The organism is Mesorhizobium sp. M2A.F.Ca.ET.046.03.2.1, assembly GCF_003952425.1.
In the GTDB taxonomy this organism is placed as follows: Bacteria; Pseudomonadota; Alphaproteobacteria; order Rhizobiales; family Rhizobiaceae; genus Mesorhizobium.
In genome coordinates, this window is the sequence record NZ_CP034449.1 from 4,078,868 (window position 1) to 4,092,574 (window position 13,707).

The 13,707-nt window shown below is 64.7% G+C and carries 14 protein-coding genes; 8 read left to right on the plus strand and 6 right to left on the minus strand.

What is annotated here, in order from left to right; translation table 11 throughout:
* Positions 1-155: 155 nt before the first annotated feature.
* From EJ072_RS19510 to EJ072_RS19520, 3 genes are all read left to right on the plus strand, one after another.
* Positions 156-482 (plus strand): DUF883 C-terminal domain-containing protein, encoded by a 327-nt coding sequence (locus tag EJ072_RS19510; RefSeq protein WP_126080881.1) that lies wholly within the window; start codon positions 156-158, stop codon positions 480-482.
* A 6-nt stretch (positions 483-488) separates the two neighbouring features.
* Positions 489-953 carry a phage holin family protein gene (locus tag EJ072_RS19515; protein WP_126080882.1) on the plus strand — a complete coding sequence of 155 codons (465 nt, stop codon included), beginning with the start codon at positions 489-491 and terminating at the stop codon, positions 951-953.
* A 192-nt stretch (positions 954-1,145) separates the two neighbouring features.
* Positions 1,146-1,367 carry a hypothetical protein gene (locus tag EJ072_RS19520; RefSeq protein ID WP_126080883.1) on the plus strand — a complete coding sequence of 74 codons (222 nt, stop codon included), beginning with the start codon at positions 1,146-1,148 and terminating at the stop codon, positions 1,365-1,367.
* A gap of 13 nt (positions 1,368-1,380) precedes the next feature.
* Here EJ072_RS19520 and EJ072_RS19525 read toward each other — a convergent pair whose 3' ends face one another.
* Complete coding sequence (locus EJ072_RS19525) at positions 1,381-2,301, minus strand: diacylglycerol kinase family protein (protein ID WP_126080884.1); 921 nt, start codon at positions 2,299-2,301, stop codon at positions 1,381-1,383.
* A 245-nt stretch (positions 2,302-2,546) separates the two neighbouring features.
* Between EJ072_RS19525 and EJ072_RS19530 the strand changes: the two genes are divergently transcribed.
* Positions 2,547-3,908, plus strand: coding sequence for a PRC-barrel domain-containing protein (locus EJ072_RS19530; RefSeq protein WP_126080885.1), 1,362 nt, complete (start codon positions 2,547-2,549; stop codon positions 3,906-3,908).
* 44 nt (positions 3,909-3,952) lie between these two features.
* Here EJ072_RS19530 and EJ072_RS19535 read toward each other — a convergent pair whose 3' ends face one another.
* A complete protein-coding gene (locus EJ072_RS19535) occupies positions 3,953-5,515 on the minus strand; it encodes an alkaline phosphatase family protein (protein WP_126080886.1) in 1,563 nt (520 codons plus the stop codon).
* A 213-nt stretch (positions 5,516-5,728) separates the two neighbouring features.
* On the opposite strand from EJ072_RS19535, the gene EJ072_RS19540 reads away from it, so the two are divergent.
* The 4 genes from EJ072_RS19540 (at position 5,729) to EJ072_RS19555 (ending at position 8,951) form a co-directional block, all read left to right on the plus strand.
* Positions 5,729-6,661: a VOC family protein gene (locus tag EJ072_RS19540; RefSeq protein WP_126080887.1), complete on the plus strand. Its 933-nt coding sequence runs from the start codon at positions 5,729-5,731 to the stop codon at positions 6,659-6,661.
* Between the two features lie 4 nt (positions 6,662-6,665).
* Complete coding sequence (locus EJ072_RS19545; RefSeq protein WP_126080888.1) at positions 6,666-7,301, plus strand: alpha/beta hydrolase; 636 nt, start codon at positions 6,666-6,668, stop codon at positions 7,299-7,301.
* Positions 7,294-7,593, plus strand: coding sequence for a GNAT family N-acetyltransferase (locus tag EJ072_RS19550; protein WP_040998912.1), 300 nt, complete (start codon positions 7,294-7,296; stop codon positions 7,591-7,593). The genes EJ072_RS19545 and EJ072_RS19550 overlap by 8 nt, the downstream gene beginning before the upstream one ends.
* Before the next feature lie 299 nt (positions 7,594-7,892).
* Positions 7,893-8,951 carry a dipeptidase gene (locus EJ072_RS19555; protein ID WP_126080889.1) on the plus strand — a complete coding sequence of 353 codons (1,059 nt, stop codon included), beginning with the start codon at positions 7,893-7,895 and terminating at the stop codon, positions 8,949-8,951.
* A 7-nt stretch (positions 8,952-8,958) separates the two neighbouring features.
* Here EJ072_RS19555 and EJ072_RS19560 read toward each other — a convergent pair whose 3' ends face one another.
* The 4 genes from EJ072_RS19560 to EJ072_RS19575 are packed head-to-tail and all read right to left on the minus strand — an operon-like array spanning position 8,959 to position 13,684.
* On the minus strand, positions 8,959-9,216 hold the full coding sequence (locus tag EJ072_RS19560) for a hypothetical protein (RefSeq protein WP_126080890.1): 258 nt from the start codon (positions 9,214-9,216) through the stop codon (positions 8,959-8,961).
* A 2-nt stretch (positions 9,217-9,218) separates the two neighbouring features.
* A complete protein-coding gene (locus EJ072_RS19565; RefSeq protein ID WP_126080891.1) occupies positions 9,219-10,457 on the minus strand; it encodes an aminomethyltransferase family protein in 1,239 nt (412 codons plus the stop codon).
* Positions 10,458-10,503: 46 nt separating this feature from the next.
* Positions 10,504-12,078 (minus strand): NAD(P)/FAD-dependent oxidoreductase, encoded by a 1,575-nt coding sequence (locus EJ072_RS19570; RefSeq protein WP_126080892.1) that lies wholly within the window; start codon positions 12,076-12,078, stop codon positions 10,504-10,506.
* Positions 12,065-13,684 carry an NAD(P)/FAD-dependent oxidoreductase gene (locus tag EJ072_RS19575; protein ID WP_126080893.1) on the minus strand — a complete coding sequence of 540 codons (1,620 nt, stop codon included), beginning with the start codon at positions 13,682-13,684 and terminating at the stop codon, positions 12,065-12,067. The genes EJ072_RS19570 and EJ072_RS19575 overlap by 14 nt, the downstream gene beginning before the upstream one ends.
* Between the last annotated feature and the right edge of the window lie 23 nt (positions 13,685-13,707).

The window sequence follows — 13,707 nt, forward strand, 5'->3', positions numbered from 1 at the left end:
AAGTACGCTCCGCTCCGGTTCTCGGAAGCCACCATTTTCGACTCGGCCTGACCTGACCTGAATCTGAAGACGCCCTAGGGTGCTGTGAGAGGCCAGACCCGGAACCATGGTGCAGAACGGGCGTTGAAACCAACGCAAACGCAAGGAGTTAGAGAATGGCAAGCGCCGCAGGCAAATCCGCAACGGACCAAGCAACCACCGCCGATCTCGAAGCCGATATCGAGCAGTTGAAGGCGGATATTCAGAAACTCACCGAGCAACTGGCCAGGACGGGCCAGCACGGCTACGGCGCCGCGCGGCGCGCCGCCGCGGACGGCGTCGAACAGCTGCGCGCGCAAGGCGAAGCCGCGTTCGAGAGCATGCGAGGAAGCGCCGAGGACATTGAGGCACAACTGATCGCCAAAGTCCGTGAGAAGCCGGTGACGTCGCTGGCGATCGCCGCGGGCGTCGGTTTCCTCTTCGCTCTTCTTTCCCGCCGCTAGCCTCAGATGGGGACGCTTGTCTCGCTGATCTCAGCCCTTGCCTCGGGCGAGGCAATGGCTGCTTTGCAAAGGGCGCGGATAACCGCCATCCTTTATGGGCTTGCCGCCATCTTCGCCCTCTGCGGCGTCGGCTTCCTCATCGGCGCCGTCTATATCTGGCTGGCGGCGCGCTACGGGCCGTTGGCGACCAGCCTGGGGTTCGGCATCGGGTTCCTGGTGATTGCCGGGCTGATCATCGTCATCCACAAGCTGACCGCCAGCGCGCGCGGCAAACGCCGCGCGCGACGGCGACAGGCCGACATGACGGCGGTGGGTGTTACCGCCGCGCTTGCCCTGCTTCCGGCGCTTGCCAGGAGCAAGGGCGGGCTGGCAGCCATTGCGGCGCCCGCCCTGGCTGTCGTCGCCTACGCCATCTATCGGGAGAACACCAGGCCCCCGCCGCCCAGGCAAGGTCCGGACGATCTGCATTAGGCTGTCGAGGTCTCCAGCGTGGCGGGCTGCTTGGGCATGACTATCGCGGCTGGCTTGCTGGCGAGCTTCGAACGCCTGCCGCAGGCTCATTCGTCCAATGATCTCCCGCTCGGAACCTTCACGGCAAGGTCTCGTTACCCGATCGTGCCGTGCCCGAAACGCTTGGCCAGACACGCAACATGGAGGCCAATCATGACCAAGATCGTTCCTGAAGACAAAGCCCGCCAGGGGCGCTGGGGTTGGCACGCTTTAAGGATTCTCGTAGCCGGCCTGTTGCTGGCCTTCATTGCGTGGGGTGCGGTGGAGATTTACGGGGAATTGATAAAGTCGCCGGCTTCCGGCGAGCAGCATGTGCCGCAGCCGCCTGGCACCGAGCAGGGCGCCGCTCCAGGCCAATCGACCGCAAAACCCTGAAGCAGCGCCGTCTTCAAGCTGCCTTTGCGCTGACGCCGCTCGACGGAACAAGCACGTTCAACGCGGCGGGGTGGATCTCGATCGTGGTTTCGCGCTCGAGCCTGATCAGTTCGCCGTCGAGGACGGCGCTGAATTTCCTGGCGGGCGAGAGGACCTTGAGGACAACCTTGCCGGCCTGATGAACTTCGACATGGGCACTTTGGCGCAGCCGGCCGCGCAGCATGTCCAGCAGCAGTTTTGCCAGATGGTGACGCCGGCGCGCGACGCTGACATAGATGCCGAGCACGCCGCCGGCCGGGTTGTCGGCATAGGGCAGGTGGCCCTCGCCGAACAGGTTGTTGGAAATGCCGATGCCGGTCGTGCGCGTCACGATCTCCGCCTTGCCGACGCTCAGGCTCACTTTCAGCGCCGGTGGATTCTTGATCGCCGCCCAGGCGGCGCGCACGGATGCCTGCATCTTTCCAAGGCGCGAGCCGAAATCCATTTTCTCGCGCAACTGGACCATCTTGGCATGCATGCCAATCGAGAACTGATGCACGAAAGGCTGGCCATTGGCGCTCGCCATGTCGACGGCGATCACCTCGCCATCGGCAAAGGACCGCAGCGCTGCCTCCAGTGTCTGCGGAATGCCCAGGCCGCGCGCGAAGAGGTTCATCGTCCCCGCAGGTAAAATGGCCAATGCCTTCTTCTTGTTCATGAGAAGGGACGCCGCGGTCGAGATCGTGCCGTCGCCGCCACCGGCGAGGATCACGTCGATGTTGCGCCTGGCGATGGCCTTCTCCAGCGCGGCAGCGACATCCCGGCCGGCGACGATGTCGATCTCGACCGAATGTCCCGCCGCTTCAAGCGTCTGACGCAACTGTCCGGAGAAAGCTTCCATGTCGACGGTTCGGAGCGTGCCGCCGTCATGATTAAGCACCGCAGCAAACCGCATATCCGCTCCGTATTCGGTTCAAGCCGCCTTGAGCCGTCAGACCCTCAGCCGAAGGCTGGAACGAGGATGCGGCCGCAAAGGTTCCAGCGTAGGTTTGGCAACCCAGACGCTCGTGAACGTGTCGTGGTTGGAACAACACCCCTGTCACAACGTTGTGAACCTGTCGACACTGCCGCTCCCGACCCGCCGTCCAGAGGCTCGCCGGGTAAGCAGCATGCACAAATCAGGCACGAGGAGAGACCATCATGATCCGCACTCTTTTTGCGACCACCGCGATCGCTACACTGCTCGCAACCGGCGCCCTTGCGCAGACGACAACCGCTCCGGCGCAACAGGCCCCCGCCGCCGAAACCACGGCTCCGGTGCCGCGCGCCGACGGCGCGCTGATGTCCAATATCATCGGCGAGTCTGTCTATAATGGCACCGGTGACGACGCCCAGAACATCGGCAAGGTCGATGATGTCGTCTTCGATTCCAGCGGCAAGGCCAAATCCGCCATCATCGGGGTCGGCGGTTTTCTCGGCGTCGGCAAGAAAGACGTCGCCTTCGACTACGCGAAGCTGGAATGGGCCGAGAAGAATGGCGACCGCTGGCTGGTCGCCAAATCGACCAAGGATGAGTTGAACGCCCTGCCGGCATTCGATCGCAAGCCTTATGACCCGGCGCCGGCGCAGGCGACCGATGCCACGCAGCCCGCCAACAACACGACAGCACAGGCTCCGGCGGCCGCACCGGCCGAGCCGGTGAAGAAGGCCGAGGGCAACCTCGCGTCCAACATCATGGGCGAGTCGGTCTATAACGGCACCGCGGACGACGCCCAGAAGATCGGCGACGTCAACGACATCGTTCTTGCCAAGGACGGCAAGGCTGAATCCCTCGTGATCGGCGTGGGGGGCTTCCTCGGCATTGGTGAGAAGAACGTCGCCTATGACTTCGCCAAGGCAAAATGGGCCGAGAAGAATGGCGACCGCTGGCTGGTGGCCGAGACCACCAAGGAGGAGTTGCAGGCGCAGCCCGACTTCAACCGCAAGGCCTATGACCCGGCGCCGGGCACGACCACGGCCGCGAACAACGCTCCCGCGGCGACCACGCCCGCGGTGGTGTCTTCGGACACGACCTCCGACAAGGGGGCCAAGCCGGCAGAGCCCGCCCAGTCGACGGCAGAGAACAAGCCCGCGGCGCCGGCGGCCCAGAGCACTGCTGAGAACAAGCCCACCGACAATGGCACCGCCGCAACCGACCAGACCAAGACCTCGTCCATCGACAAGTCGACGCTGACCGAAATGCCCATGGGCAATATCAGGGTCGATGATCTGAAGGGTACGACGGTCTATGGCGCCAACGACGCCGAGATCGGTTCCATCGGCGACGTCGTGCTGACGCCCGAAAACAAGCCGGACGCGGTCATCGTCGATGTCGGCGGCTTCCTCGGCATCGGCGCCAAGGAGGTGGCGCTCGGCATGGACAAGCTGAAATTCATGACCGACAAGAACGGCAAGAAATATCTCTACACCAACTTCACCAAGGAACAGCTGCAGGCGCAGACGGCCTATGACAAGAGCAGTTATGCCGCCAATCGCGACCAGCAGCGGATGATGCTGAAGTAAAGGAATAGGGCAGTAGGGCAGTAGGGAGCGATTCCCATACTGCCTTACTGCCCTACTGCCTTGGCAACGCACCCAGCCACTCCATCCTCCGTCAGTTCCGCCAAGGCCAGCGACTGGTCGAGGTGAGTAGCGCGCCAGGCTAGCATCTTCTCCGCGAACTCGAGTCGCACCGGCAGATAGGCGGGGTCGTTCGCCACATTGTTCAGTTCTCTCGGGTCTTGCGACAGGTCGAACAGAAGCGCCGGCAGGTCGCCGCCGAAATGGACATATTTGAAGCCGGCCGAGCGGATGACGGCGAGATTGCAGTCGCGCGACTCCATGCCGAAATGGCGTTCGGCGTCGCCTGCCGCGATCGTGCGGAAGTCGAATTCCCAATGCGCGGCGTCGCGCCAGTTCCCGGGGCGGTCGCCGTCAAGCCACGGGGTGAGCGGGCAGCCGTCGAGATGGCGCTGCGGCGCGGCGCCGATCAGGTCGAGCAAGGTCGGAAAGACGTCGACGGCTTCGGTGAAATGATCCACGGATGAACCGGCCGCTGCTTTCCGGCGCGGGTCGCGGACGATCAGCGGAATGTGGTAACTGGCATCGAAGAAGCCGCCTTTGCCCAGCATGAAATGGTCGCCCATCATCTCGGCATGGTCGGATGTAAGGACGACGATGGTGTCGTCCCAGGCGCCGGCCGATTTGATCGCCTGCCAGATACGGCCGAGCTGCGCATCGACTTCCGAAATCATGCCGTAATAGATGGCGCGGATGCGGCGGAAATTCTCCTCGCTCCAGTCCGGCACGTTGCCCTTCATGCCTGGAACGAATTTCGTTCTCTTCTGGAGGGCGAGATCATAGGCGAGATAGGGGTGGCTTGCGGCTTCGGCTTGCCAATTTGCCGCCCGCTTGAAAGCGGGGCCTTCAGCCGGATCGTACATCGTATTGTAAGGCTCCGGCACGATGAAGGGCGGGTGCGGGCTGATGAAGGAGATGTGCGCGAACCATGGCGCGCCCTTCTCCTGCTCGCCAAGCCAGCGGATGAATTCGCCGGCCAGGAAAGCGCTCGGCGTCTGGTCCTTCGAATAGACCGGCGGCGCGTTGGTCACGTCGCATTCCGCCTGCCCTCCGGCCGGACGGTGGATGCCAGGGCTGCCGGAGCTCGTGTCTATGCCTTGCGCGCGCAGCCATGACAGCCACTGCTTCTGATGCTCGGGCAAAGCCTGTCGGACGGTGAAGCCAGGCAGCACGCCTTCATAACTGCGCAGGCGCGGATCCCCCGCCGCAAGCTGGCGCGGGTCGAGCGAGACATCGGTGTAGCCGAACAGGGTTGGATCGTAGCCCGCCGCGCGCGCCGAAAGCGCGATGTTGCCATGGCGCGCGTCGAGCGGCGTGCCGTTGCGGCAGACGCGATTGTTCATCTGGTAGAGGCCTGTATAGAGACAGGCGCGGGCCGGAGAACAAGGCGCTGCCCCGCCATAGTGGCGGCGGAAAAGCACGCCCTCGGCGGCGAGCGCATCCGCATTTGGCGTCTTCACCACCGGATGGCCGGCGGCCGAGAGGCAATCGCCACGCCATTGGTCGCAAGTGATGAGGAGAACATTCGGGCGGCTCGTCGGATTGGCCAAGATCGTCTCCTTGTGGAAGCGCTCAGATGGAACGGAAATCACCTGGGTTGCAAGCCGATGCTGGTGATGGATTGGTGAACATATTTTGAACGGTCGTTCACGTTTATGATACAGTCCATCCTGTGTTTGCCCGCTTTGCCGCAGAGCCGCCCCTCCTCATATTGGCGTGGACAGCGGCGAGGGCCGCGCAAGAACAAGGGAAGGAGCACGATCATGCTCAATCAGATCCAAGGCCTGCATCACGTCACCTCGATGGCGAGCGACGCACGCCGCAACAATGAGTTCTTCACGAAAAAGCTCGGCCTGCGCCGGGTGAAGAAAACCGTCAATTTCGACGCGCCGGACGTCTATCACCTCTACTATGCCGATGAGGTCGGCACGCCGGGTTCGGTGATGACGTATTTTCCGTTCCCCGATATCGGCAAGGGCCGGCACGGCGTCGGCGAGGTCGGCACGACCGTGTTCTCGGTGCCGGAAGGCACGCTCGCCTATTGGGAAAAGCGCTTCACCGATGAGGGCGTGGGCAATGTCGCCCGCACCGAAAGCTTTGGCGAAAAGCGGCTTACCTTCACCGGCCCGGACGGCGACAGCTTCGCGCTTGTCGAGGACAAGGCCGACAGCAGAGCGCCCTGGGTCAAGGGCGGCGTTCCCGGCGACGAGGCGATCCGCGGCTTTCACTCGGTCTCGCTCCGGCTGAAGGACGGCGGCGCCACCGAGGAGCTCTTGAAGTTCATGGGCTATGAGGAGGTCGACAAGTCCGGCAATATCCGCCGGCTGGCGATCAAGAACGGCAATGGCGCCGATGTCGTCGACATTGAATCGCTGCCGGGCGCCGGCTTCGCCAATCTCGGCGCCGGCTCGGTGCACCATGTCGCCTTCGCGGTCGAGGATCGCGCCAAGCAGCTCGAGGTGCGCAAGGCGCTGATCGACACGGGCTATGGCGTGACGCCGGTCATCGATCGCGACTATTTCTGGGCGATCTATTTCCGCACGCCGGGCGGTGTTCTGTTCGAGGTGGCAACCAACGAACCGGGCTTCGACCGCGACGAGGATACCGCCCATCTTGGCGAGGCGCTGAAGCTGCCGACGCAGCATCAGCATCTTAGGCCTTATCTCGAAGAGCACCTGCAGAAGCTGGAAGGCTGAAGCCATGAGCAAGGACGCTTACATCCACAAAATGCTGCCCGGTTCGCCGGGCAGCCCGCTGCTCTTTGTCTTCCACGGCACCGGCGCGGACGAGAACCAGCTTCTTGGCTTCGGCCGCGAGCTCGTACCTTCGGCGACAATCATCTCGCCGCGTGGCGATGTGTCGGAGCATGGTGCTGCCCGTTTCTTCCGCCGCACTGGCGAGGGCGTCTACGACATGAACGATCTGGCGCGCGCGACATCGAAGATGGTGGGCTTCGTCAAGGCGCATGTCGAAGCGGCAAAACCATCGGCGGTGTTCGGCCTCGGCTACTCCAACGGCGCCAACATCCTGGCTTCGGTGGTGTTCGCCGAGCCCGGCCTGTTCGACGCCGCGGCGCTGATGCATCCGCTGATCCCGTTCGAACCTCAGGTGCAAGGCAGCCTTGCCGGCCGCCATATCCTGCTCACGGCCGGCAGGCGCGACCCGATCTGCCCGCCTAACCTGACGTCGCGGCTCGAGGCCTATTTGCGTGCCGACGGCGCGGATGTCACAGTGGAATGGCACGACGGCGGGCATGAGGTTCGGCCGAATGAAATCGAAGCGGCGCGGCAGCTGTTCGCGCTCGCGCCCGCTGAAGGAGGCAAGAACAATGGCTGACCAATTGCCCGAGATCGAACTGGAAGACCACGGCTCCAAGGGGCGCTATGTGCTGCGCGGCCCCGGCGGCGCCGAGGCCGAGATGACCTTCACCAAGATCGGCGAGCACCAGCTGATCATCGACCACACCGAGGTGCCGGACGTGTTTCGCGGCCAGGGCGCCGGGCTTCGGCTCGTCACCCGCGCCGTGGAGGATGCCCGTGCCGCAGGCAAGAAGATCATCCCGCTCTGCCCCTTCGCCAACGCCCAGTTCCGCCGCCACCCGGAATGGGCGGATGTGCTGAAGCAGTAGAGGATTTCTTCCTTCCCCCCTTGCGGGGAAGGTGGCCGCGCAGCGGCCGGATGAGGGGTGCTCCGGGGAAAGCCAGCGTCTCACTCCGCTGGAACACTCCTCATCCGTCTCGACGCTGGCGCGCCGATCCACCGCCCAGGGGCGAGCCACGGGTCTCGCCCCGTCCTTCCGACCCCACAAGGGGAGAAGGAAGAGGCCTAGTCTTGCCATTTGCACCGGCCGGCCATCTTGCCTAAGTTGACGGTTCGTTCGGACGAAACCTGTCGTCTCGCCTGTCCCCGATTTGAATGGCTCCCCTGATGACCGATACCGACCTGATCCCCGTTTTCGACGGACACAACGACACGCTGCTGCGACTCTACCAGTCGAAGGAAGCCGATGTCGAAAAGCTGTTCATCGAGGGAACGCCGGGTGGCCATATCGACCTGCCGCGCGCCAGAAAGGGCGGCTTTGCCGGCGGCATGTTCGCGATCTTTCCGCCGCCGGTCGAAAAGTCGAAGCGCGGCGCCGTGCCGCCGGCGCCGAGCGACAACGAGCCGTTGCCGCCCGAGCTGCCGCAGGCAGAAGCGATCACCTCAACCATAGGGATGGCCTCGATCCTGTTCAGGCTGGAGCGCGCCGGCGCGCTGACCGTCTGCCGCAGCGCCGGCGATGTGCGCGACGCGATGGCGAAAGGCTCGATCGCGGCGATTTTCCATATCGAAGGCGTCGAGGCGATCGATCCCGGACTCGCCATGCTCGACGTGCTGCACGCCGCCGGGCTGCGCTCGCTGGGCATCGTCTGGAGCCGCCCGAACGCCTTCGGCAATGGCGTGCCGTTCCGCTTCCCATCCTCGCCCGATACCGGGCCTGGCCTCACCGATGCCGGCAAGGCGCTGGTCAAGGCATGCAACCAGCTCAGGATCATGATCGACCTGTCGCATCTCAACGAGAAGGGTTTTCGCGACGTGTGCGAGCTTAGCGACGCGCCGCTGGTCGCGACTCATTCCAACGTGCATGCGATCTGCGGCCATTCGCGCAACCTGACCGACTGGCAGCTCGGCGCGATCCGCGAATCGGGCGGCATGGTCGGCCTTAACTTCGCCACCGGCTTCCTGCGCGAGGATGGCCGCATGAACGCCGACACCAGCATCGACATCATGGTGCGCCACATCGATTCGCTGTTGCAGGCGCTGGGCGAGGACGGCGTGGGTCTCGGCTCCGATTTCGACGGCGCCATGATCCCGGCCCCGATCGGCGACGTCGCCGGCCTGCCCAAGCTCATCGATGCGCTCGCGGCGCGCGGTTTCGGACGCGCGCTGATCGAGAAGATCGCTTATCGCAACTGGCTGAGTGTGTTGGAAAGAACCATAGGGTGAAGCGTGCCTACTGCGCGTAACCCATTCGCTTCAGCCAGTCTTTGCCAACGCCGCGGTCGCGGATGACCGGCAGAGGGTCCTCCTGATCGAGCCGGGCGCAGATGCGGTAGACCTCCAGCGTCTCGGCATTCATCTCGCCGCGCTTGAAGAAATACATCGCCGCCGCGTAGCGGGTGCGGCCGGACCACATCTCGCCGAGCGGCGTGTTGACCAGCTGCCACTGCTCGGCGGCTTCCGCCTCGAGGTCTTCCGCTTCGCTTGCCATCGTCAGAAGTCCGCCGGCGGGTTGGCGGTGCGGCGGTCGAGCTTGATGAAGGGCCGCGGCACCACCTTCGCCTTCTTCATCAGCTTCTGGTACTGCAGCTCGCGCATGGCGTAGATCTCGACCCAGAGATCGTCGACGATCGTGTCGCCATAGGGCCGCTGCAGGGAGGCGAGCGCGATGTTGCGCTTGGCCATGGGCGACCACATCGCCGCGCTGACCAGCCCGACCTCCTGGCTCTTCCTGTAGTAAACGATGGCATGCTCGGCCGGGATGTTGCCTTCGATCTCCAGCCCAACCAGCACATGGCGCAGCTTCTTCCTGCCGCGCGCTTCGAGGATGGCGCGGCGGCCGTTGAAGTGGCCCTTGTCCGAATCGATCATGAAGCCGAGGCCGATCTCGTCGGGCATGCGCAGGCGGTCGGCGCGAATGGCGTGCTCGGCAGCTGTGAAGTCGGCATTGGCGACGATCAGCCCGGCTTCTAGCCTGGCGCGGTTCAGCGCGGTGTAGCCGATGGCGCGGATGCCGCGCAGCTCGCCCGCCGCCATCAGCCGGTCCCAAAGGCTCAGCGCCTTGTCGGCCGACACGAACAATTCGTAGCCGAGATCGCCGGTGAAGCCGGTGCGCGAGATGGTCACGGTGCCACCGTCATGCGCGAATTCGGCAAGGTCGAAGATTTTCAGCCGCTGGATGCCGGCGAAGCCCGCGTCGCGCAGGATGGCGAAGGAGGTCGGGCCCTGCAGCGCGAGGCCGGCGACGGCTTCGGTCTCTTCCTCGACGCTGACCTCGTAGCCAATCGCGCTGTCGAGCAGCCAGGGCAGATGCCGCTCCTGCGAACCCAGGCGGAAGCGCGTCGGCGAGAGCCGGAACAGCGTTCCGTCGTCGAGCACGAAACCGTCGTCGTCGCACCAGGCGGTGTAGTGGACGCGGCCGGGTTTCAGTTTTGTCACGTCGCGCAGCGTGACGCGGTCAAGATAGGCTTCGGCGTCTGGGCCTTCGATCCGGTATTTGGTCATCGGCGAGATGTCGAACAGCGCCGCCTGGCTGCGGATGGCGAAATATTCGAGCTCCTCGTCCCACAGGGAATGCGGCGCGCGATAGCCGGCCCAATTGTACCAGTCCTCCTTCAGCCCCAGCGCGTCGATGCGCGGCTGGAAAGGCGTGCCGAGCCGCAGCGTGCGGAAGTGGGATTGGGCGGTTGTACGAGTGTCGGCCGAGGGCTTGGTCGTGGGATGATGGTTCATGACGGCGTTCCTTCGCCGTAGAGCGCTACTTCGACGAATTTCATTCTCATGCCCTCATCGCGATGATGCGGCGCGCGGCGTTGAGGCCGGGCGCGCCGGAGATGCCGCCGCCCGGATGCGAGCCGGCGCCGGCAAGGAACAGCCCTTCGAGCGGCGTGTCGTAGCCCGACCAGCCGGAGACCGGCCGCGACATCAGCATCTGGTCGGCCTGCATTTCGCCATGGTGCCAGTGGCCGCCGGGCATGCGGTAGCGCGCCTCGATGTCGGCGGGCGTCAGAAGCTCGGCGTGGCGGACCGTCGCGCCGATGCCGGGCGCATAGGTCTCGAGTTGACCCATGACCGCCTTGAGGAATTGCGGCTTGCCGGCGGTCCAGCCTTCTTTCAACACATAGGGCGCGTATTGCACCACGGCCGAGAGCACGCAGGCGCTGGACGGTGCGAGCGATGGATCGACCAGGCTGGGCAAGGTAATCTCCATCACCGGCTCGGGCGAGAACGCGCCATATTTCGACGGGTTGAAGGCGCGCTCGACATGGTCGGGCGAAGGCGCGATGACGAGGCGACCCTTATGGCCGGCGGCATCGATGCCTGAGAATTGCGGCGGTCGGTCGAGCGCCAGATGGAGCTTCGCCGCATCGCCCTTCATGCGGATATTCCGGACCTTGCGCACGAAGCCGGTGTCGACCTCGCGCGGGCCGACGAGATCGAGGATCGTGGCTGCGGGATTGATGGCCGAGACGACGGTCTTTGCGCGCAGCGTCTCGCGGCTCTGCGTAACGACCCCCACGGCGCGGCCCTTCTCGACGATCACCTTGGCGACCGGCGAAGCGCGACGGATGGAGACGCCGGCCTTCTCCGCCGCGGCGCGAATGGCGGCAACGACGGCGCCCATGCCGCCTTTCGGCTGGACTTGCGCGCCCGCAAGGCCGCCGATCTCGCCGGCAAGCCGATAATAGAGACCGAGCAGGGAGGTCGGCGAGCGCGGCCCCAGATGCGAGCCGAGCGTCGCGTCGAAGGCAAGCAGACCCTTCAGTCGGTCGTCCGAAAGCTGCTCGTCGAGCAGGTCGCAGACATTCATCAGAAGCACGCGCAGGAAGTCGCGCATGTCTTCCTTGCCGAGCCGCTTCAACGCCAGCGCCGTCTGGCCAAGCCCGGTCATTTCCGTGAGCGACATGTTGCCGAGGTCCGGCGGCCGGCGCGACAGGAACGGCTTCAGCACGCCGGCATAGCGCAGCAATTGTGAACGCAATTCCTTCCAGGCGGCTTGCTCCGAAGGGCTCGCGCCGGTCAGCACTTCGCCATAGGCGCCGTGCAGCGTAAGCGGGCCGTCCTTGGACAGCGCGACCGAGGGCACGAAATCGCCGCGTTCGACTTTCAGCCCGTGGCGTTCCAGCTCCAGCGTCTTCACCACATCGGGATGCAGGCGGTTGAGCAGATGGGCGACCGCGGAGACTCGAAAGCCCGGCGCGAATTCCTCGGTGCGTGCCGCGCCGCCGACCTCGTTGCCGGCTTCGAGCAGCAGCACCTTGCGGCCGGATTTCGCCAGCGTGGCGGCGGCGACGAGGCCGTTATGGCCGCCGCCGATGACGATGGCGTCCCAATTCATTTCAGATGACGTCATGGGCCGGGCTCATATGCAGGGTCGGCTTGGCGAGATCGCGCAGGATCTCGGCGGCGGCGTTGCGTCCCGGTGCGCCCATGACGCCGCCGCCGGGATGGGTGGAGGAGCCGCACATATAGAGCCCGCCGATCGGCGAACGGTATTGCGCGTAGCCCGGCACCGGGCGGTTGAAGAGCAGCTGGTCGAAGGTCAGCTCGCCCTGGAAGATATTGCCTTCGGTGAGGCCGACCTCGGCCTCGATCTCGCGCGGCGTGCGCACCTCCATATGGACGATGCGATCGCGGAAGCCGGGCGAATATTGCGCGATCTGGGAAATCACGCTTTCGGCGAAGCCGTCGCGGTCGGCGTCGGTCCAGTCGCGCCCGTCTATCTTGGGCGGCGCGTATTGGACGAAGCAGCTCATGAAGTGCTTGCCCGGCGGCGCCATGGTCGGGTCGAGCGTGGTCGGGATCATCATGTCGAGGAAGGGGTCGGCAGACCAGCGCCCGGCCTTCCAGTCGTCATAGGCGCGCTCCATGCGTTCGATGGAATCGGTGAAGTGCATGTCGGCGCGGTAGACCGGCGAATCCTTCGGCAGGGCCGGAAACTCGGGCAGCGAATCCAGCGCGATGTTGACCTTGCCGGACGAGCCGCGGATCTTGAAGTTCCTGACACGGCGCAGGAAGATGTCGGGCAGTTCCTTCTCCTCGACCAGTTTCAGGAAGGTGCGCTTGACGTCGGCGTTGGAGATGACGAGCTTGCCAAAAATTTCCTCGCCGCTGGCGAGCACCACGCCCTTGGCCTTGCCGTTCCTGATCAGCACATGATCGACCTCGGCGCCCGTGCGGATGGTGCCGCCGGAAGCCTTGAAGGAGGCGGCCAGCGCCCTGGTGACGGCGCCCATGCCGCCGCGCGCATAGCCCCAGGCGCCGATCGAGCCGTCGACCTCGCCCATATAGTGGTGGAGCAGCACATAAGCCGAGCCCGGCGACATTGGCCCGAGCGCCGTGCCGATGATGCCGGACAGCGCGAAATTCGCCTTGATGATCTCGGTCTCGAAATACTCGTCCAGGAAGTCCGAGATCGACATCGTCCAGAAGCGCAGGGTCAGCGCCATCTCCTCGGCCGAGAGCCCGGCGAACTTCTTGCCGAGATAGAGCAGCTCGCCGAGGTCGCGCGGCTTGAAGCTCGTCGGGTCTGGCGCGGTGCGCATCAAGAGCGGCTGGATGAAGCGGCACTGCCGCGTGACGTCGCGCGAATAGCGATCATAGGCCTCGGCGTCGCGCTTCGAGAAGCGCGCGAACTCGCGACGATGGGCATCGTGGTCGCGGTAATTGGCGAGATAATCGCCGTCGCGCGTGAACACGGCGCCGCCTTCATAGGAGATCACCTGCAGACCGAAGCGCGGCAGCTCGAGATCGCGCATGATCTCGGGTCGGAACAGCGAGCAGACATAGGAGCAGTTGGAATAGAGGAAGCCCGGCGTCAGCTCCCGGCTGGTGGCCGCGCCGCCGACCCAGTCGTTCTTCTCGACCACCAGCACGTCCAGGCCGGCGCGCTGCAGATAGCAGGCGTTGACCAGTCCGTTATGTCCGCCGCCGATGACGATCGCGTCCCAGGCCTTCAAGCGCGCAGAAGCTCCATCCGGTA